Annotated in this window: 9 protein-coding genes and 5 pseudogenes; 8 read left to right on the top strand and 6 right to left on the bottom strand. The window is 44.7% G+C overall.

Features of this window, described 5'->3' with window-relative positions:
• Positions 1-2: 2 nt before the first annotated feature.
• A complete protein-coding gene (locus tag AC0L66_RS17310) occupies positions 3-1151 on the top strand; it encodes a DUF1501 domain-containing protein (RefSeq protein ID WP_265677756.1) in 1149 nt (382 codons plus the stop codon).
• Positions 1152-1247: 96 nt separating this feature from the next.
• Here AC0L66_RS17310 and AC0L66_RS17305 read toward each other — a convergent pair.
• From AC0L66_RS17305 to AC0L66_RS17290, 4 genes and pseudogenes are all read right to left on the bottom strand, one after another.
• Positions 1248-2409, bottom strand: a pseudogene (locus tag AC0L66_RS17305) (MFS transporter).
• Between the two features lie 539 nt (positions 2410-2948).
• Positions 2949-5999, bottom strand: a pseudogene (locus AC0L66_RS17300) (efflux RND transporter permease subunit).
• A gap of 12 nt (positions 6000-6011) precedes the next feature.
• Positions 6012-7097, bottom strand: coding sequence for an efflux RND transporter periplasmic adaptor subunit (locus AC0L66_RS17295; RefSeq protein ID WP_473570092.1), 1086 nt, complete (start codon positions 7095-7097; stop codon positions 6012-6014).
• Positions 7098-7334: 237 nt separating this feature from the next.
• Positions 7335-8249 (bottom strand): DUF808 domain-containing protein, encoded by a 915-nt coding sequence (locus AC0L66_RS17290; protein WP_265677787.1) that lies wholly within the window; start codon positions 8247-8249, stop codon positions 7335-7337.
• A 279-nt stretch (positions 8250-8528) separates the two neighbouring features.
• On the opposite strand from AC0L66_RS17290, the gene AC0L66_RS17285 reads away from it, so the two are divergent.
• The 5 genes from AC0L66_RS17285 (at position 8529) to AC0L66_RS17265 (ending at position 13006) form a co-directional block, all read left to right on the top strand.
• The gene (locus AC0L66_RS17285; protein ID WP_265677786.1) at positions 8529-9446 is read left to right on the top strand and encodes a siderophore ABC transporter substrate-binding protein; all 918 of its coding nucleotides are present in this window, start codon (positions 8529-8531) and stop codon (positions 9444-9446) included.
• 118 nt (positions 9447-9564) lie between these two features.
• Complete coding sequence (locus tag AC0L66_RS17280; protein WP_473570091.1) at positions 9565-10524, top strand: ABC transporter permease; 960 nt, start codon at positions 9565-9567, stop codon at positions 10522-10524.
• Positions 10517-11467 (top strand): iron chelate uptake ABC transporter family permease subunit, encoded by a 951-nt coding sequence (locus AC0L66_RS17275; RefSeq protein ID WP_473570090.1) that lies wholly within the window; start codon positions 10517-10519, stop codon positions 11465-11467. The genes AC0L66_RS17280 and AC0L66_RS17275 overlap by 8 nt, the downstream gene beginning before the upstream one ends.
• Positions 11468-11477: 10 nt before the next feature.
• Entirely contained in the window at positions 11478-12239 is a 762-nt protein-coding gene (locus tag AC0L66_RS17270) for an iron ABC transporter ATP-binding protein (RefSeq protein WP_473570088.1), read from the top strand.
• A 416-nt stretch (positions 12240-12655) separates the two neighbouring features.
• Positions 12656-13006 carry a GlpM family protein gene (locus AC0L66_RS17265; RefSeq protein WP_265677490.1) on the top strand — a complete coding sequence of 117 codons (351 nt, stop codon included), beginning with the start codon at positions 12656-12658 and terminating at the stop codon, positions 13004-13006.
• 18 nt (positions 13007-13024) lie between these two features.
• Here the strand turns inward: AC0L66_RS17265 and AC0L66_RS17260 are convergent.
• Both AC0L66_RS17260 and AC0L66_RS17255 read right to left on the bottom strand, forming a co-directional pair.
• Positions 13025-14315, bottom strand: a pseudogene (locus tag AC0L66_RS17260) (LssY C-terminal domain-containing protein).
• A gap of 91 nt (positions 14316-14406) precedes the next feature.
• A pseudogene (locus AC0L66_RS17255) lies at positions 14407-15130 on the bottom strand (glycosyltransferase family 2 protein).
• A gap of 256 nt (positions 15131-15386) precedes the next feature.
• On the opposite strand from AC0L66_RS17255, the gene AC0L66_RS17250 reads away from it, so the two are divergent.
• The gene (locus AC0L66_RS17250; RefSeq protein ID WP_473570901.1) at positions 15387-16538 is read left to right on the top strand and encodes an efflux RND transporter periplasmic adaptor subunit; all 1152 of its coding nucleotides are present in this window, start codon (positions 15387-15389) and stop codon (positions 16536-16538) included.
• Positions 16535-19645, top strand: a pseudogene (locus tag AC0L66_RS17245) (efflux RND transporter permease subunit). The gene AC0L66_RS17250 and the pseudogene AC0L66_RS17245 overlap by 4 nt, the downstream one beginning before the upstream one ends.
• The last annotated feature ends 38 nt before the right edge of the window (positions 19646-19683 follow it).

Below are 19683 nucleotides of genomic sequence, written 5' to 3'. Positions count from 1 at the left end.
CAATGACATCACGTAGAAATTTTTTGAAAGGCATTGGTGCAACGTCGCTAGTGACTTGCCTACCTAATCTCGCCTTTGCCGCAACTGCAAGCCCGAATGTTTTCGTATGGGTGACACTAAGAGGCGCGATGGATGGACTGAATGTGGTGGTACCGACATTTGATACAGCGTACTCGGTGCTTAGACCGAACCTAGCTTTTAACGCCAATGAACTGCAAGGGTTAGATGGTGGTTATGGGTTGAACCCGGCGCTCAAAAATGTCTTTGAGTGGTATCAAAACGATGAGGCGATGTTTGTTCATGCTTGTGCCACTGGGTATCGCAGTCGATCGCATTTTGATGGTCAGAAGGTGTTAGAAAATGGCACATTACATCCATCTGAACGGGAAGGGTGGCTCAATCGATTTTTGATGAGTGAGAAGCGTAACTTAGCGATAGCCATCGATTCTGGTTTACCGTTAATTGCTCAGGGAGAGATGAAAGTAAGTAGTTGGTATCCTCACAAACTTAAGGCGAAAGAAGAGCAAGCGCTGATCTTATCTGATCTGTTCCAATCCGACCCCGAGCTTGGCTCCAATTTCTCAGAAGCGATGAAGTTAGAGAAGATGCTAGGGACAGGAAGTCAAAGCAAGCAATTTGCTAACTTGATGACGCAGGCGGGTAAGTTTATTAACTCACCACAAGGGCCCAATATTGCGGTGCTAGAGCTTGGCGGTTGGGATACACACTCAGCGCAGGGAACCACTCAGGGACGACTAGCAAACCAGCTGAAAAAATTGGATGAAGGGTTGCTGGCACTGAAATCCGCTTTAGGTGAAAAGTGGTCATCAACGGTAGTAATGTGTGCGAGTGAGTTTGGTCGAACCGCACGAGAAAATGGCACCAAAGGCACAGATCATGGCACGGCAAATGTCATGTTATTAGCTGGTGGCGCGATTAAAAAAGGGCAAGTAGTTTCTGATTGGCCGGGTTTAGCTGATGATAAATTGTTCGAAGGCAGAGATTTAGCTCCTACGACGGATGTGAGAGCTGTCATAAAGGGCGTGCTTGCTGATCATTATCTAGCGGAAAGCGGTACGTTGCTGAATGTGTTCCCAGATAGTGAGGCGATTACACCGATGACAGGCTTGATTACAACAAAACAAGCTTAAAAGTTAAGCCATCGAGTTAGACTCGATGGCTTGTCGGTGATAGTAGCGGGAGAAACTAGAGAGACTAATTGCCGGAGAAATGGTCAGGCGAAGAGATTACTCTCCAGCCACCATGTGCTTCTTGGTCGTAATGCTTGCAATGATCATGTAAATGGCTGTTGCCATCATAGTCGCAAGCAAGTATGCCATAAGGCCTTGTGTACCATTCATAAACCAATCGGCAATAACGGGCCCTGCAACTGAGCCAATGCTGTAGCAAAAGAGCATCACTTGTGTTGCAGAGACAATATTGTTTTCATCCAGTTTGTCACAACCTAGATTGATCGCAATCGGGTAGAGTGCGAAGCATGAAAAACCGATGAGGAATAAGCTGACCGCTAATACGCTAAGGTCGCTGCTTAAAATCACTAACCCGATCGCAAATACACCGACCAAGCAAAACATACCCATCAGTGGCGTACGGCCCACTTTATGAATGAGCTTTGGCACAATAGGTTGTACTGCCATGCCGCCCAAGATCACTAACGCCATTAGAGCACTAAGGTGCCCTTGAGACACATTGCGGTGCGATAACTCTACCGAGCATAAGACCGTAAATCGAACCGAGTGTTAAACCTGACACAATACATCCAATGATGGCTGCGTGGCTTAATTTGCTCATTTGCTTCCATGTTAATGGCGTTGAATGTGCACTTTGTGGCTGCTGTGTTGGGATGAAGAGCAACACCATAATGGCTGCACTAAGCATGGTCAAAATAACGATGAAAGGCATAATGCCTTGAACGCCAATCAGACCAATACCAAGCTGCCCCAGTGCTGAGCCGCCATACAGTGAACCCATGTACAAGCCAAGACGTTTCGCTCGGCTTGTTTCGTCACCGGTTAACAACCAAGACTCAACAATAACAAACACCCCAGCCACCGCAATACCAGCGATAAAACGAGCGACCAACCAAACGCTGGCAACAGGCAGCAAAGGTAGCGCAATAATAGTGAGTACGAAAACGGCAAGGCACGCTACGAAAGCGATACGATGCCCGACGTATTTCACAGCGGGCTCAATAGCCACCGCGCCTACAAGTAATCCGGCATAAAATACACTCGCCAACCAACTTGCTTGACTGGCATCAATACCATATTCGTTAAGCATAAGTGGGATCAGGCTCATAAGATAACCTGATGCTACGGCATAAAGTGATAGCGCAATTACAGGTACTTTAAAGCCAGCTTTAACTGCGAAATCGTGAGTGTTTTCCAAGGCAGGATCCTCATTGGTTGGTAAAAGAAAAGGGCGATTGATTAAGAAATCACCGCGACTATGAGGCTTGAGTATCAAAGAGTAAAACGAATAAAAATGACCATGACGACAAAAATCACTTATCGAAATATTGTGGTAAACACTCACGGAAGTTAGCGTAATCCAACTTGATGATTTGTCGCGTAACTCTCTGAATTTTATCGACTGTATAGAGTGTTTTTCAGGCTGAAAATATGCGGTTGTTTGGCGTGTGGTGATAACGAATTCATTTATGTCGTCGTTTTTTGTTTGGCGGTCGTTGAGTGGATACGGAAGAGGCGCATGATGGCGTGATTTATTATCACTCTAAGTCAATAGAGCCATGTAAACGGAATGGTCTATCCTCACTTTATGATAAAAATTAGCAAGGGGCATGTCGCGGATTTTACCAGTATATAAAGCGCTGCAGAAAGTTAGCGCTTTGTATACTGGTAAATAGTTTGTGTAAAGTGCGTAATCAACCCTCAGTAACGGGGGTTGAGCTGAGGTGTTTAGGGGGCTTACCACACAGCAATACGGTAGGCTGCTGGGACAAAATAGAATGAAATAATCGTTGTTAATACGGTACCGCCAGCAATCGCAATCGCAAATGGCGGCCAGAACCCTCCACCTGCAATGATTAATGGGATGAAACCGCCAACGGTGGTAATGGTTGTTGAGGTAATATGGCGAGTGCATGACATGACGGCGTCGACGATAGCTTCGTCATCGCCAGTACTGGTCTCGGGGCGCGCTTTTAATTCAGCCAATATGACAATGGCAGCATTGATCGCAAGACCGATGACACCGAGTAGGCCAATGATCACGGTAAAACCAAATGGGTAATTGAATAAGTACACGGATAAGATGCCTAAACCCGCGGACAGACCTGCGACCGTGAAAATGATACTGCTGATCCGAAATGAATTAAACGACATGACCACAACCAATACCATTAAAGTCACCACGACAAATACGTTTGATATTAAGTTATTAATGGATTCATTTCTGCCAGCAGATTCCCCCCAAATTCAATATGGTAGCCGGGAGGTAGCGTGTAGTTTTGCAGCGCTTGTTTAAACTCAATAAGTACCGCTTGAGGTAATACACCTGACTCTATATAGCCTTCAATAGTGTTGACCCGTTGTCCACCACGGCGAGTTATCGCCCCTCTGCTGGTGGTCAGTTCCATTTCTGCAAGGGTAGAGACACTTATACCCGTTGAATAGTTCTCCGAGGCAATAGGTAATCGTAGATTACCTAAATGGGTAATGTTTTCCCGTTCATCGTCGGAAACGCGAACTCGAATAGGAATGGATTCCCCACCCTCTAAAACGGTGCCACTGTTACGGCCAATGAGTGTTGTTTGAAGTAAACGAGCGAATTTATTTAATGTAATACCATTGAGTTGTGAGGCCTCTTCGTTAACCATGAGCTTCACTTTCGGTAACCCTGGCTGTAGCGTTTCTCTGGTGTGAGTAACATGCTGGGTATTTGACATGATAAGGCGAATGTCTTGGCCAATAGATTTCAGTGTATCCAAGTTGTTTCCAAATACTCTGAGTTCAATTGGTGCCTTAAATGGAGGACCTTGTTCAAGTTTTCGAACTAAAATCTGTGCCTGAGGAACTTGATGATTTAAGGCATTTTGGATCAAGGGAATAATACGGTTTGCATCAGCGAAGTCTTTAGTTTTGATCATGGCTTGCGCGAAGTATGGCGCATTTTGTTGGTTGGCCTGCAAATTGTAGTAAAACGATGGGAAATTGGCGCCAATCATCCAGTTAGTGTGTTCCACACTAGGGTAGGTACGGATGATGTCATCAACACGCATTGCCGTATTGCTCGTTTGAACAATGCTTGCTTGTGGAGGAAGAAAAATTTGAACTTCGAACATATCTCGGTCGGAGGGAGGAAAAAACTGTTCAGTTAATTGCGTCGTACTCCAAAAACTAGGTGATTGCGACGCCCAACACCAAAGCGATGGCGACCATCGGACGTCGAATGGCGGATCGAACACTAGCCTCGAACCATTTTGACATGGCTGGAATCGAAAGCCCGCTATGGTACCAATGACGACCTTGATAATGTGCGGGTAAAAAGCGGGTAGCGAAGCTAAGCAATTAGGGTATGAGAAATAAGGTATGAACCAATGAGAGAGAAACATACGGTAATGCCGATGCCACTGACGAACTCACCTAGGTTGCACCCGGCATTAAAATTATAGGCATAAACGCAAGAACCGTGGTCAGCGTAGAGCCAAGTAAAGGAAGCCATAGGTGCTTGAGCGCAGCGCGTGTGGCGTTGGATTTAGATTGGCCTAACACTCGATTATGCTGAATAGTGTCGACCATCACCACGGCGTTATCGACCATGATGCCTAACGCGACAATCAGTCCAGTCACTGACATTTGATTAATCGGTAAGCCAGTTATTTTCATTAACGTTAGCGTTAGCATTGACGTTAATGGCAAGGCAATGGCAACTAAAATAGCGGCTCTTACCCCTAGCGTTAGCAGTAGAACGATTAAAATTAGACCAAATCCAAGAAGTAAACTGTCTCGGAGATCTCCCATTCTGGCATCGGTATACCCTTGTTGGTCAAAAATAACCTCAACATGAATGTTGCTAGGAATATCACGTTGAAATTGTTCGACCAGCGTTTCCATACTTGCCGACCAGCGGTCAACTCTCAGATCCTGCTGCATTCGAGCAGCCACGATGACAGCCACTTTTCCGTCGATGTAGGCCAGTTCGGTTGCAGGTAAGCTTGGCATCCGGCTAACGGTCGCAATGTCCTCAAGACGAACCATGTGCCCTTTACCGTCGACATTAATGGGAACTTGCCTTACACGGTTGAGCGAGTCTAGCTCGGACGCAATTTCTAGCCCAAAGCGATGATTTAGGCTGAGCAGTTCGCCTGCAGGGTTTTTAGCGTCGGCACCATGCAAAGATTCAAGAACATTGCTACTAGATCGTCCCAGCGCGGCAGCAGAGGAGGTATCGAGGCTGACGAGGATTTCCTCTTTGGGTTGTGCATATTCGTCAACGAACTCGGTACCAGAGAGATTACGTAAGCGCGAAGCCAGCTCTTTTGCATAGCGACCTAATATTAATAAGTCTACGTCGCTGGCATCATTCCAAGTTAATGCAATGATGCTGGTAAAGGCATAGGTGTGGTCACTATCGAATTTAGGCGTACTGGTACCATCGGGTAGCAACGAGGGGAGATCGGCAAGCTTGTCTCTGGTTTGTGACCAAACCGGTTCAGGCTCAGTGATATCATCATTGAGTTCAACGGTCACAATTGATACACCTGGACGGGATGTTGAGGTGAGTACCTTAATTTGATTGAGTTCTCGTAACTTATTCTCAACGACTTCAGTGACCAGAGCTTCGATGCGCTCAGCACTGGCTCCCGGCAAGACGGTGGTAACGGTTGCAAAGCGATTACTGATAATAGGGTCTTCTGCTCGAGGCAAGGTAGAGTAGGCTGCGTATCCGCTGACCAATAACAACGTTGTAATTAATATCAATAGTCGAGTATTAGCGATAGCCTTAACGAAATTCATGATACCTACCTACTATTGTGAAGGGCTAACTTGCTGACCAGGTACGATTCTGTGTAAACCACTGGCGACAATTCGTTCGCCTGCGTGAATCGCACCTTGGACGTAGGCCTTATTTTGATCGGCAAATAGCACCTGTATCGTGCGGCTTTCTATTGTGTCGTTACTGTTGATAATGTAGACATTCCATACACCACGCATGCCATCGGTTAGGGCTGAAATCGGCACCCAAAACCCAGTTTTGTGGTACTTTTCATCAAAATCGAGGTAAGCAAGTTGTCCTTCTAGTAAACCAAGGTTGTTGGGTAATAGATAGCGCAACCCAACACTTCGAGAATGGATACCAACAATGGCGCCTGGATTGATAAGTGTTGCAGAATAGGTGCTTTTCCCGACTCTAATTTGTGGGGAAGCTAGCGCAGATACTTTGTTTAGCTGCTTAGCTGGAATGCCGATCGCGGCTTCTTTGGCCTGATTTGATAAGACGGTTAATGTTGGTTTTCCAACATTGACTACATCACCAACGGTGACAAAACGGTGGCTGATGATGCCTGAAAAGGGGGCACGGATTGTTGATTTTTGCTGGCGTAATTGGTTTGCATTTCGTGAGGCTTTCAGCCCAAGTAGGCTTGAGTTTAATACGCTAACTTCGCTATCTAGTGCATCCATTTCCGCCTCCGCACTAAAGCCATTGGCTTTTAAGGCTTGTTGACGTTTGAGGTTGGCTTTGACCAAATCTAGGCGTGCATTGAGCTCTCTATCTCGAGCTTTAAGTTGATTAGCTTCTGTTTTGAGTAATTCGATATCCAGTGTTAGGAGCGATTGTCCCTTTTCGACGCGATCGCCAACATCAACGTAAATTTCAGATACTTTACCCGCAAGCTCAAACCCTAAATTTGCCTTTTGGGCAGCTTTAATTATTCCAACATACTCGCGTTTGACGTTGTAGTGCTCTGCTTGCTCTAGTTGTAAAGATTCGACCGTTAACTTAGGCTTTATTTCCGCTTGTGAAACGGGCTCAGAATCGCGACATCCGACCAAGGTAGAGGCGAATAAAACAACCCAAACCAAAACAGGGCGGTGTAATCTTGATGATTCCATTCATAATTCCTAACAATAGCGATGCTCTGTACACATTATGCAACAGGTGGGATGGTGTCTAGTTAATGCAGGCTGGTTTTGTGACTGGATGTCGCATATTCAGCTTTTTCTTCGCTGATTTAACTTTTTCTTACCTGATTCAGTTCGTTGGGAGAAGAGCGCGCCGCGATGACATAGCGAACGGTGCTAATAATAATGACCGTTCGTTATGTCCTTAAGCACGGTTTAGGCGAGAGGCTATGAAGATGAAACCGCTGTACGAATTTTAGAGACTATTTCAATCACCGCCACCACGAGTACACCTGCGACCACTCCGACGGCACCATTTAGCAACACAGGAATTGCCGCTTTAGCAAGTGATATATTGGGTAACTCCATGATAATCGGTTCTATTAGGTGGTGTACGGCTGGAACGTTATGCACTACAATCCCGCCTCCCACTAAGAACATGGCGGCAGTGCCAACAATGGTTAGGACTCTCATGAACTTAGGGGCAAAAGCAATTAAGCCTCTACCGAACCAAGACATAAAGCCTTTTCCTTTTCCCTTTTTATCTAAGTAGAAGCCTAAGTCGTCGAGTTTCACAATGCCTGCGACGAGCCCATAAACGCCAATGGTCATTAATACCGCAATCAATGACACCACTAAAATTTGTATTGTCGTGGACTGACCTTGCACCGTTCCTAATGCGATGACAATGATCTCTGCTGATAGGATAAAGTCGGTACGAACTGCCCCTGCTATTTTCTTTTGTTCATATTCTTCAATCGATTCCGTGTCGAGACTAGGGATCTCTTCTGCGTTTTCGTGCTTACCATGAAAGAGCTTTTCGATGATTTTTTCTGCTCCTTCATAGCAAAGAAATAGACCACCTAAAAGCAGAAGGGGATTGATCAACCAAGGCGCGATAAAGCTAATGATGAGCGCAGCAGGAACCAATATGCATTTGTTTTTAAACGAGCCCTTGGCGACGGCCCAGACTACTGGAATTTCCCGTTCCGCCGCGACACCAGAAACCTGATGTGCATTGAGTGCTAAATCATCACCCAGTACGCCAGCGGTCTTTTTGGCGGCGACCTTTGATAATAATGCGACGTCATCAAGTACCGCAGTAATATCGTCAAGAAGAGTGAGAAGACTTAAACCTGCCATAAGCGGCCCTTATATTTATATTGTGTAAATGAATGTAACACCTATTGACGCGTTCTCAAGTATTGGAAGGGATAGTTCTAAATTTAGAACAAATATTGACCATGTTTATCTCATTTAGTGAGGGTTTGTTGGTAAACCCTGACAATGAGCGGCAAAAGGTAAATATGATCAACGACAATAAAAATGCAATTAATCATAAGAATGATATTGATTCCTATTTATATTGAGGTGATAATGAGCTTGTTTAATATAACCACAAGATATATAGGGTATTAGGGAATGAATCAGGTTTTCGGTTTTATCAAGCGTGCAAGCATCACTGTTGCTGCGTGTTCGATGTTTGTTGGTCACGCTTTTGCAGTCACGATTGATCACTACAAAGGGAGTGTAGAATTCAAAGAAACACCAAAACGTGTGGTAGTACTGGGCAATGGTAGCTTGGATGTATTAGACCGCATAGGTGTGCAACCAGTAGGTGCACCGCACGGCCTATTACCGTCTTACCTTACCCAGTATAAGACATCTACAAGTAATACTGGCTCAGTGAGCGAACCTGATTTTGAAACTATTTATACCTTGAAGCCAGACGTTATTATTGCTGAAAACCGTATGTTGAGAATCTACGATGAGTTAAACGAGATCGCACCGACGGTCATGTTCTATGTGGATAATGGGCAGTACTGGCAAGATACGCAGGCAAACTGGCGTATGCTCGGTCAATTATTTGATAAAGAGCAAGAAGTGGAAGCGCTGATCGAAGAGACACAATCGCAGCTTACGACTGCCGCAGATCAAGTCGAGGAAGAGCAACTGAACGCATTGATGCTCATGAATAACGGCAATAACGTCGCCATGTTTAATAAAGGCAGCCGATTTTCGATCATTTTTGACGACTTTAACTTTGCTGAGTCAAACAGCCAAAATGTTGCGCCTGTTGAAGGTTCCCATGGCAACTTAATTTCATTTGAATATATTTCTGACGCGAAGCCAGACGTTATTTTTATTCTAGACCGAGAGCAAGCGATTGGTCGAAGTGTTGGTAAAGCGAAGGAAATGTTCAATAATCCACTCGTTAACTCAACGCCAGCGGCCAAAGCTAAAAAAGTGGTGTTCATTGACCCTAATGCTTGGTATCTCTCTGGTGGTGGTGTGACAGCAACGCAGACGATGATCTCTGATATCACTAGCGCCCTTTAACTTTCAAGCCTTCGACCACTAGGGCGAGTCTATAGACTTGCCCTACCTACGGTAAAATGGCGTTCAAGCCATATTATTTTTGGGGTCTAATCCAATTTTCTGAGTCTAATGTTGTTTCATGGCTATTCATAAGTATCTCTTCGCTCTTGTATTATTAGGCGCTCTAGCTGTGTCGTCACTGCTAATTGGCGCCGCGAATGTCTCGCTCACAGATGTCTTTCGTGGAGACGAACACGCCTATTCCATCTACGTGGTGAGCCGAATTCCGCGTTTAATCGCCATTATGTTAGCAGGTGCAGGGTTAAGTGTTGTAGGTCTTATTATGCAGCAGATTGTGCAAAACAGATTCGCGTCACCATCCACTACGGGTACGATTGATTGTGCACTATTAGGCTACGTTGTTGGTCTAATCTTCCTTGGTGGAGCCTCTCAATGGGCTCATTTAGGCGTGATCTTTACCTTCTCAGTCGCAGGTACCTTGCTTTTCGTACGATTTTTGCAAAGGCTGCAGTTTAAGAATGCGGTTCTTGTTCCGCTGATTGGTATTATGTACGGCAATGTGGTTTCCGCGCTGACGACTTTTATTGCCTATAAATATGACTTGGTCCAAACCATGTCATCTTGGACAGTCGCCAACTTCGCCAGTGTTTTGCAAGGCAGCTACGAAATATTGTACTTAGCCATCCCAGCGTGCTTACTTGCTTATTATTACGCCAGCCAATTTAGTGCAGCAAGTGTGGGTGAAAGTTTTGCAAAAAATATCGGCTTGGATTATCAGAAAATTGTCTTTCTTGGCGTGATTCTTGTGGCTGTGAGCGCTTCTACTGTGGTGATGATCGTCGGAGTTATTCCATTTTTAGGGCTGATTGTACCAAACATCGTGTCACTATTTATGGGTGACAACATGAAGAAGATCTTACCTTGGACCGCATATTGGGGGGTCATACTGGTATTGTCATCTGACATTTTAGGGCGTGTGATTATATTCCCGTATGAAATGCCTATCTCAATGATCATCAGTATTTTTGGTGGTGCCGTGTTTATCTATTTGGTGTTGAGAGACAAAGCCCATGCGTGATTCTTATAAAGTGGCTTTATTGGTGGCGGGTTGTTTAGCCATCATTACATGGTTTATTGGCCAAGGTTTGACGGCTGATAATTATCAGTTCTTCTTATCCCGTCGCGCGCCGAAAATTTTGGCCATTGTTTTGGCTGCCGTCGCGATTTCAGCGTCTTCGTTGGTATTTCAGACTATTACTAATAACCGTATATTGACGCCGTCGATTTTAGGCTTTGATAGCCTTTATCTTATGATTCAAGTGCTTATGGTTGTGATCTTAGGGAGCAGCAGCTTTTGGGTTATCCATGCAATGAGTAATTTCTTATTGTCGACGATCATTATGGTTTTCTTTAGTTTGTTGCTGTTTCACTTCTACTTTAAACGTCAAGATAACAATGTCTTCACTTTATTATTGATTGGTATTGTATGCGGAAGTTTATTTAGCAGTGTGACGGGTTTTTTAACGATGCTCGTCGATCCCAATGAATTTGCCACAATTCAAAGCTCGATGTTTGCCAGCTTTAATAATATCAATGCAACATTAGTGTATTGGAGCTTGATTCCATTAGCTTTGTGCTTGGTTCTATTGTGGTACTACGCGCCGAAGCTCGATGTATTGTGGTTAGGTGTCGACAATGCAACCAGTTTGGGCGTGAATACTAAACAGCTTACGCAACGAATCATGATGCTTATCACGGTGATGATTGCGATTTCAACCGCTCTTGTTGGGCCTGTACTGTTTTTTGGACTGATTACCGTGAGCTTAACGCGAGAAATGTTCAATCAATATCAGCATCGTTTTCTGATAATGGCGAGCAGTTTACTGGCGATATTATTGTTGGTGACAGGGCAGTGGTTTGTCGAAAAAGTGTTGGTATTTCAAACCACAATCAGTGTGATCATCAATTTGGTTGGTGGTTCTTACTTCTTGTTTTTGTTGCTAAGAAATAGAATTAATTAAGGGTACGAGAGTGATTAAGTTAACTGGACTGAGTAAAAAGTACGGTAAGACGTTTGTGGTTCAAGACGCAGACGCTCTGTTTCCCAAAGGTGAAGTTACGTCCATTATTGGCCCTAATGGTGCAGGAAAAAGTACCTTGTTATCGATGGCAAGTCGCTTAACACAAAGTGATGCTGGCGAGGTTTTAATTGGCGATAAATTATTGGCAGAATGGGAAACCAAAGAGCTGGCTAAGCACTTAGCGGTGTTACGACAGTCAAACAATATCAATATGCGCTTTACTATCCGAGAGCTGGTTTCATTTGGTCGTTTTCCGCACTCGCAAGGAAGACTTACTCAGGCTGATAATGACATTATTGATCAGGCTTTGGGGCACCTAGGTATTGAAGATATTCAACATCGATATCTCGATCAGCTTAGTGGCGGTCAGCGCCAAATGTCGTTCATTGCGATGGTCGTTGCACAAGATACCGATTATGTTTTTCTTGATGAGCCGCTTAATAATCTCGATATTAAACACTCGGTTGAAATCATGCACACCTTGCGTCGACTTGCCCATGAGTTTGATAAAGCGGTGGTGATTGTGATCCATGACATTAACTTTGCATCTTGTTACTCAGACAACATTGTAGCGATGAAAAAGGGGCAAGTGATTAAATCGGGTACTGTCCATGAAGTGGTTGAGCAAAGCGTCATGGAGTCAATATATGAAATTCCATTTGATATTAGAGAGGTTGATGGTCGCCGAGTGTGCCTGTACTTTAATAGTTAGTCGTCGATAGTTAGAAAGTAATCGTTCACGATGGCACTGCTAACGAACTTTAGTTAACTAACGGTTAGTCCAATAGTTAAGCAATAACGACATTTAAACCTAGTCCTTCAAGTAATAATATGACGAGCCTCTTCGCTTTTAACGTATATTTACTTCTAACGTATATTCGTTTCTAACGCGTATCCGTGACCTATTTCGCTTGTTTCTCATATGACGAGAAACAAGCGCTACATATCTCTCGTCTCCTGTTCCCATCATGACTACGCTAAATCGGATAGTACCCAAATACGGATAGTACCCAAATACGGATAGTGCCCTAAAACGGATAGTACTCTACAAAATATAGCGCTCTAAAACATATAGCGCTGATCGTATTCTTTCTTCCTAATTTTGACGACGGTAAAGGAACCTTGCTCGTGTTATCTTTGTTTTTTAAATGCCTGATTGGTGCAATGGCAGTCTTGCTGATAGCTATTCTTTCCAAAAGTAAGAGTTTTTTTATTGCCGGATTAGTACCGCTTTTTCCTAGTTTTGCTCTTATTGCCCATTACATTGTGGCCAGCGAGCGAAATATGGAAGCATTGCGCAGTACCGCGTTGTTTGGTTTGTACTCATTACTTCCTTATGCCGCTTACCTAATTGCTGTCTATCACTTCAGCTATTTCTTCAGTCTGACGACAACGCTCGTGTCTGCGGTATTGGTTTGGGCCGTCTGTGCGTCCTTGCTACTGGCGGTATGGAGCCGAACTATGATTCCGGCGGTATAGCTCGAGGGGTATCACGCGTTAATAATCTTTAGTTGTATGCAGTGCTTCACTTGGCGATACAACTAAAATATCTCCATCGGTGAAATAGTCATGGCGGTTATCTATTGCGATCGCACTCGCTAGGGGGATGTTTTCTGCGTGCCATTTAACATTACTTTTGAGCACATGAGCTTTGAGTTTGTCTCGTTCACTGTCGACATCGGGTGAAATACTATGAAGAATCGTAACAATTCCACCGTAAGGTGTGATGGTCAAACCGTTGTCAAAGCTAAGCGCACCAACCCAGATAGGCTGATTCGTATCAGCGTCAATGCCCGCATTCCACCACCGAATGTGCGAGCGTTGTGTTAAGGTACCGGGTAGTTGGAATGCCAAGTGCTGAGGTTCTCCGTTCCATATCAGATCTGATACCGGGGGCGTTTTACCTTGAAGCAGGTTGATGTAGTCCCAAAACTCTAGCTCGCTGCGAGAGAAAGTTTTATTTTGTATCCACCCAAGTGTTTGCATTAGTGGGGTAGGAGACGCTCCGAAATAAATAATGTTTACTGCTTGAGCCGGATAAATGGAAGACCAAGCCAGCAAAGACTTTGTAGTTGAGCTTATCTAGGGTGACCGTCTCAGGGATGCTAGTCGTTGAGAGTGGGGAGACAGCATCGTCGCTAAACCAAAAGAAATGGGAGTAGTTGAGGGTCAACATTCCAATAAGAAATCCGCTTAACACTTTGAACCCAAGATATCGCCATTGTTTTTTAAAACCCACATAGGTCATTACAATCGTTAAAAGGGCGACGCCTAACGTGTATTTGTGCTCAGACAGAAACTCGCTGACTTCGGCAAATATTGGAATATTGTCGATGCCAGCCGCTAATAGGTAACCCCAAACAACAAATTGCCCGATGCCCAATAATAAGCCTATGGAGGCGTAGAGTGAGAACTTTCGCCATTCAATATGATTCGAACCGGCCATAAAAGGGACGACCCATGCGACCGGACCAAGTAATCTTGAAAATGCTAAAATTAACAACGTATTTCGTTTCATCATTAAGCGACACCGTGCAAGTGGTCGTCGAACCTTTGGCTGCCATGCAAGTAGCCTTTGCTGGACGCTAAATCCAAATTGGCGACCAATAAAATAGCTCAGTTGATCTCCCAGTAAACCGCCAAGCAATACTGCTAGCACCGCAAGATACCCACCACTGTAGAGCTGATAGCCCGCGGCAATCATAAAAGGTTCGCCAGGAACAAATAAATTAGGACCAATAGTGGCGTCGAGTAAAGATCCTAGAAATAAGCCAAAAGTTTCAAACATAGGTACTGGTTACATCCTTATAAGCAACGGTGGTGATCTGCGGTTGGTATCAGTAGTTTGGTATCAGCGGTTGGCATCATCGATAGGGCCGTTACTGGTAATGTCCAAATTGGTATTTCATTTCGTTGTTGCGCATTTCACCAAACAAAAAGCGTCGCACGTTCGCCTTCAGGTAAGTGAGGCCCATGGTGAATAAACCATCTTGTTCTAAGCGACGAGGATCGAATTGAAAAGTAAGTGGGAGGAAGCGGAAACGCCATGTCTTTGCCGCCTTTTTAACGTAGTGGCAGTCTTCACAAAGAATGATGGCCTCATCAAATCCACCGATTTCCTTATGGGCTCGTTGAGTCGAGAAAATGCAGGCGCCAACTGCGGTCGGGAAGAAGTATTGAGTGGCAAATAGACCAGCGTTAAATAGCGCGTAGCCAGATTTGTAGCCCCAACTTAGTTGTTGAGCGCCCATATACACTCCGGCGACTTCGAGTTTTTCACTGTGTAGTTTGGTGATTGCTTTGTCTAAAAACTGCTTATCGAGCCTAACATCGGCATCAAGGAACAAAAGCCTTTCATGATTGGCAAGTCTCGCGCCAGGTGTTGCGCCCGCGACTGACGCCACGTTCTGTCATGGTATGCACCGTTAGGGATGGCAATGCTGGTCGAAATTTTTCAGCCACTTTTGTGGTGAGGTCATCGCTGTCTGAATCGACAAGGATGACTTCGAATTGTTGATATGTTTGCTTTGATAAATCACCGAGAAGTTTAGCGATGCGTTTTTCTTCGTTTAGCGTAATGATGACGATGCTAATTGGTTTCATATCCTGGTCCCTATTCCGTGTTGTGGTAATTATTAATACTGCTGATATCAATTCAGTTGATGACGAAATAGTAATATCAGTAAGGTTAATCAATGCTGAGGGGGAAATTCATATTGCATTCATGAAGCGCGTAACGTTGGAAAATATGTGATGTCGGGATAAGGTTTATTATTGTGATAATTCATTACAGTTTCTGACGATAGTTTTACGTACAATGGGAACAGAGGATTTAATGGATAAGGACACCTAGGTGTTTATGTTTAAGCGAAGCTTGAAGTGGTTAGTACCAATATTTATTGTCGGTTTAGCGGCAGTGGGTTATGGCGTAGTTGAGAAAACAAAGCCAGAAATAGAACCGCAAAAATCGTTGGAAACGATAGTGACGGTTAAAACGCAAGTGCTGGAACCTAAATCGCATAAGGTTTTGATTTCGAGTTTTGGCGAAGTCGTACCACTTGAACGCACAGCGTTAGCAACACAGGTGTCTGGAGAGGTGGTCAGTTGGCACCCAAGCTTTGTAGCGGGCGGCGTCGTCAAGCGTGGTGAGGTCCTATTTACCATAGAAAAAGACAACTATGAGGCCGCGGTATTGCAGGCTGAAGCGGAACTGGCGCAGTCACAGGCCGCTTTGATTGAAGAGCGAGCGAAAGCAAAAGTCGCGCAGCAGCAAGCTAAGAACATCGCCAATACACAAGTGTCTGATCTTTATCTGCGTATTCCTCAAGTTCTGAGTGCAGAAGCTCGAGTAAAATCAGCGCAAGCAGGGTTGAAGCGAGCCAATCGAGATTTGGCCAATTGTGACATCGAATCCCCTTATGATGCCCTTGTTGTGTCGAGAAATATTGGCGTTGGACAGTATATTACCGCTGGCACACAAGTCGCAGAAATCAATAATATCGAGACGGCGGAAATCATGGTGCCAATCGCTGGTTTTGATGCCCCTTTCTTACCTAAAAATATTATCGGTACCAAAGCGAACATTATTGCCAAAGGACGACTTGAAACGACTCGCGAAGGGCAGGTGATGAGGGATCTCGGCGTAGTAGACAGCGCGACTCGCATGGTTAATATGGTGATACGAGTAGAAGACCCTTATGGCCTTAAGTCACAACTCTCACCATTGCCTTTTGGTTCCTACGTTGAAGTGCGTTTCTTCGGCAAAACCGTGGCTGATTTATATGCGATTCCTCAAGAGTTGGTCAGTGATGATCGAGTGTGGTTAGTCGATCCTGATGATCGCCTGATCCCTAAGCCCGTTCACGTCCTTCGTGAAGAAAAATCGAGCTTTTACATTGACTCTGGGCTTAACAAGGGCGATGTACTCGTGTTAACGGTGCCAGAGTTCCCCCAAATTGGTATGCAAGTCATACGTGCAGATAATGGAAACGCAGCGGGAGAGACTCAATGAGCAACAATGTTCAGCGAGGAATTATCGCTCTGTTTGCGAGAAACTCGGTCGCGGCCAATCTGTTAATGGGCTTTATTTTGATTATGGGAACGGTGAGTTACTTTCTAATTCAGCGACAAATGTTCCCTAACTTTGAAATTAACTATATTCAAGTCAGCGCTTCGTATCCGGGTGTCTCAGCTCAGGAGATAGAAGAAAGTATTCTGATTAAAGTCGAAGAATCGCTGAAGGACGTCACGGAAATAAAGAAAGCCGTCACCGATGCCTACCGCGGAGGCGGTATGGTGACATTGGAAATAGACACCAAAGCGAACTTGATGGAGGTGCTTGATAAGGTTAAGCAGCGAGTGGATGGTATTGCGAGCTTTCCCAACGCAATGGAGCCGATTAAAGTCACCCAGATAGAGTTTAAGCAAGATGTTATTGGCATGGTGTTGTCGGGTAACACCTCGTTGCCTGAACTTAAAACGATGGCACTGCAAATAGAAAAGGAGTTATTACAACTCGGTGATGTGTCGTTGGTTGAAATGAGCTCGCCACCCGATGAAATTGGTATTGAGATCCACCCAGATGAACTTCGTACTTATGATCTGACTTTGGACGATGTAGTCAAAGCGATTCAAAAATACTCGGCTAATTTTTCAGCGGGTCAGGTGCGTACCAGCACAGGTTTGGTGTCGATACGAATAGAGAATCAGTATTACAACGGGTTTGAATTTAGACAGATCCCTGTAAAAGTGGGGGCAAATGGCTCAAAAGTTCTTCTTGGGGATATTGCCGACATTAAAGACGCTTTTACCGAAGGGCAGCACTATTTCAAATACTCGGGAGAAAATGGTATTTACCTAACGGTCAAAGCGACGAAAACGCAGAATATGGTGCCTGTTGCTGAAACCGTAAAACGTTATATCGATGCTAAGAATGAAACGCTACCTCATGGTATTCAATTGCATACCTTAATGGATATGACGTATTACCTTAACGCTCGTTTGGACATGATGTTGAAAAACTTGCTCCAAGGGGCGGTACTTGTCGCAATATTGTTGACGATATTTTTACGATTCCGGTTGGCGATGTGGGTCATGATAGGACTACCCGTGTGTTTTCTTGGCGCCGTGATGCTGATGCCTTTGTTTGATGTCAGCATTAATATCATTACATTATTTGCCTTTATTATGGTGTTAGGGATCGTTGTTGATGACGCCATTGTTATTGGAGAAAGTGTCTATACCGAAGTGGAAACCAGCGGCGGTGGCGTGACGAATGTCGTTCGTGGCGCCCAAAAAGTCGCGACTCCAGCCACGTTTGGTGTACTGACCACGATTGCGGTGTTTGTGCCATTTTTGTTTTCAACGGGACCGGAAAAAGCATTCTTCTATGGTTTATCTGTGGTGGTTATCTTTTGTCTGATTTTCAGTTTGATTGAGTCAAAGCTGATCTTACCTGCGCATTTGGCGCACACTAAGTTTACCCCCGTCAAAGAAAACAGTGTTCGCGCCCGTTTCAATCGCCGTTTCTTTGAGTTTGTTAATGGTCCCTACAAACGAACGGTGTCTTGGTGTGTGGAGTGGCGATGGTCTGTAGTGATGGCATTTATCGCTGTGCTTGTGGTCAGTGCGGCGATGCTAACGGCAGGGCATGTACGTATGATCCCGAGTCCTAAAGTCCCGTCTGACTTTCCTATGATCACTATTGAAATGAACAGTAATGCTTCGGATGAGCAGACTATTGATGCGTTATTAACGCTTGAACGTATCGTTCAAGAAGTGAATGACGAGATAGAGCAAGAGTATGGCCAACGAGCAGTGCGGGATATGATGACCATTAATACCAGTCGCACAAAAGGTATGATTATTATGCCTTTGGTTGATGAAGCTATTCGTCCGGTGGATGCGTTTGAACTATCGAAGCGATGGCGAGAAAAAATGCCAACCATCGTAGGACTAAAATCGATAGTGATTAATGACAATGTTGCTGGAGGCGAGGGAGGAGATGAATTTGGTTATCTACTTTATGGACCCGATATGGAGACGCTTAATGCTGCGGGTCGAGCACTGATTGCCGAACTTCAGCAACAAACGGGTTTGTATGATATTAGTTCTTCGATGGATACGGGCAGCCGAGAAGTTCAACTTTCTTTAAAGCCGGTTGCGTACGATCTTGGACTTGATCTCGCCAGTATTGCGGCGCAAGTCGGTGGCAGTTTTTATGGCGGGGAGGCGCAGAGGGTATTACGAAACACCGAAGAAGTACGGGTTATGGTGCGTTACCCTAAGTTGACCCGTGAAGCCTTTTCATCACTGCGCTATGCACTGATTACGACCCCGTCTGGAAAAAGGTCATGTTAGGAGATGTGGTGAATATTGATAGTAAGCCTGGTATTAACCAAATTCGCCGAGAGAATGGCTATCGAACCGTGTATGTCTATGGCTCTATTGATGAGGCTCAGATTGAACCGGACAAGGCGGTTAGGAATATTGAAGAGAATGTGCTGCCTGATATGAAAGCTCAGTATCCGCAAGTCGTAACAGAGTTAGGGGGAACGATCGAGGAACAGCAAAAGCAAAAGGCAGAGCAGATCGTCTTTTTCATTGTAGAGTATGATTACGGTTTATATGCTGCTGGCGATCCCACTGAAGAGTTATTCACAGCCATTTATTATTATGTCAGTCATTCCGTTTAGTTTAACGGGGGCCATTTGGGGCCATTATTTTTACGGTCTTGATATGAGCATGATGTCGACCTTTGGACTGATAGCGGCGGCTGGGGTAGTGATTAATGATTCTTTGGTAATGACGGATTATGTCAACCAAATAAAATCGCGTTGCCACTGCGCCAAGCAGGCGGTAGTGGAGGCGGGCTGTGCTCGATTTAGAGCAATAACCTTGACTTCGATTACAACCTTCTTTGGTGTATTGCCCATTATGTTTGAGACCAGCTTACAGGCGGCATTTGTCAAACCAATGGCCGTGGCGCTAGGTTTTGCTGTTATGTACGCTACCATAGTGACGTTGATTTTGGTGCCATGTCTTTATGTCATGTTGGAAGATATCGGGCGCTTGTTCACCAAGCTAAAGCGGGTTTATTTCCCCTTACAAAACGAGTAAGACAGCAATATCGTACAATCTAGATGAGGGAGCCTCGC

This window comes from Vibrio sp. GJ43-1 (genome assembly GCF_055808835.1).
Note: the sequence above shows the minus strand (reverse complement) of the source record. Positions and strands in the feature narration are given on the sequence as shown.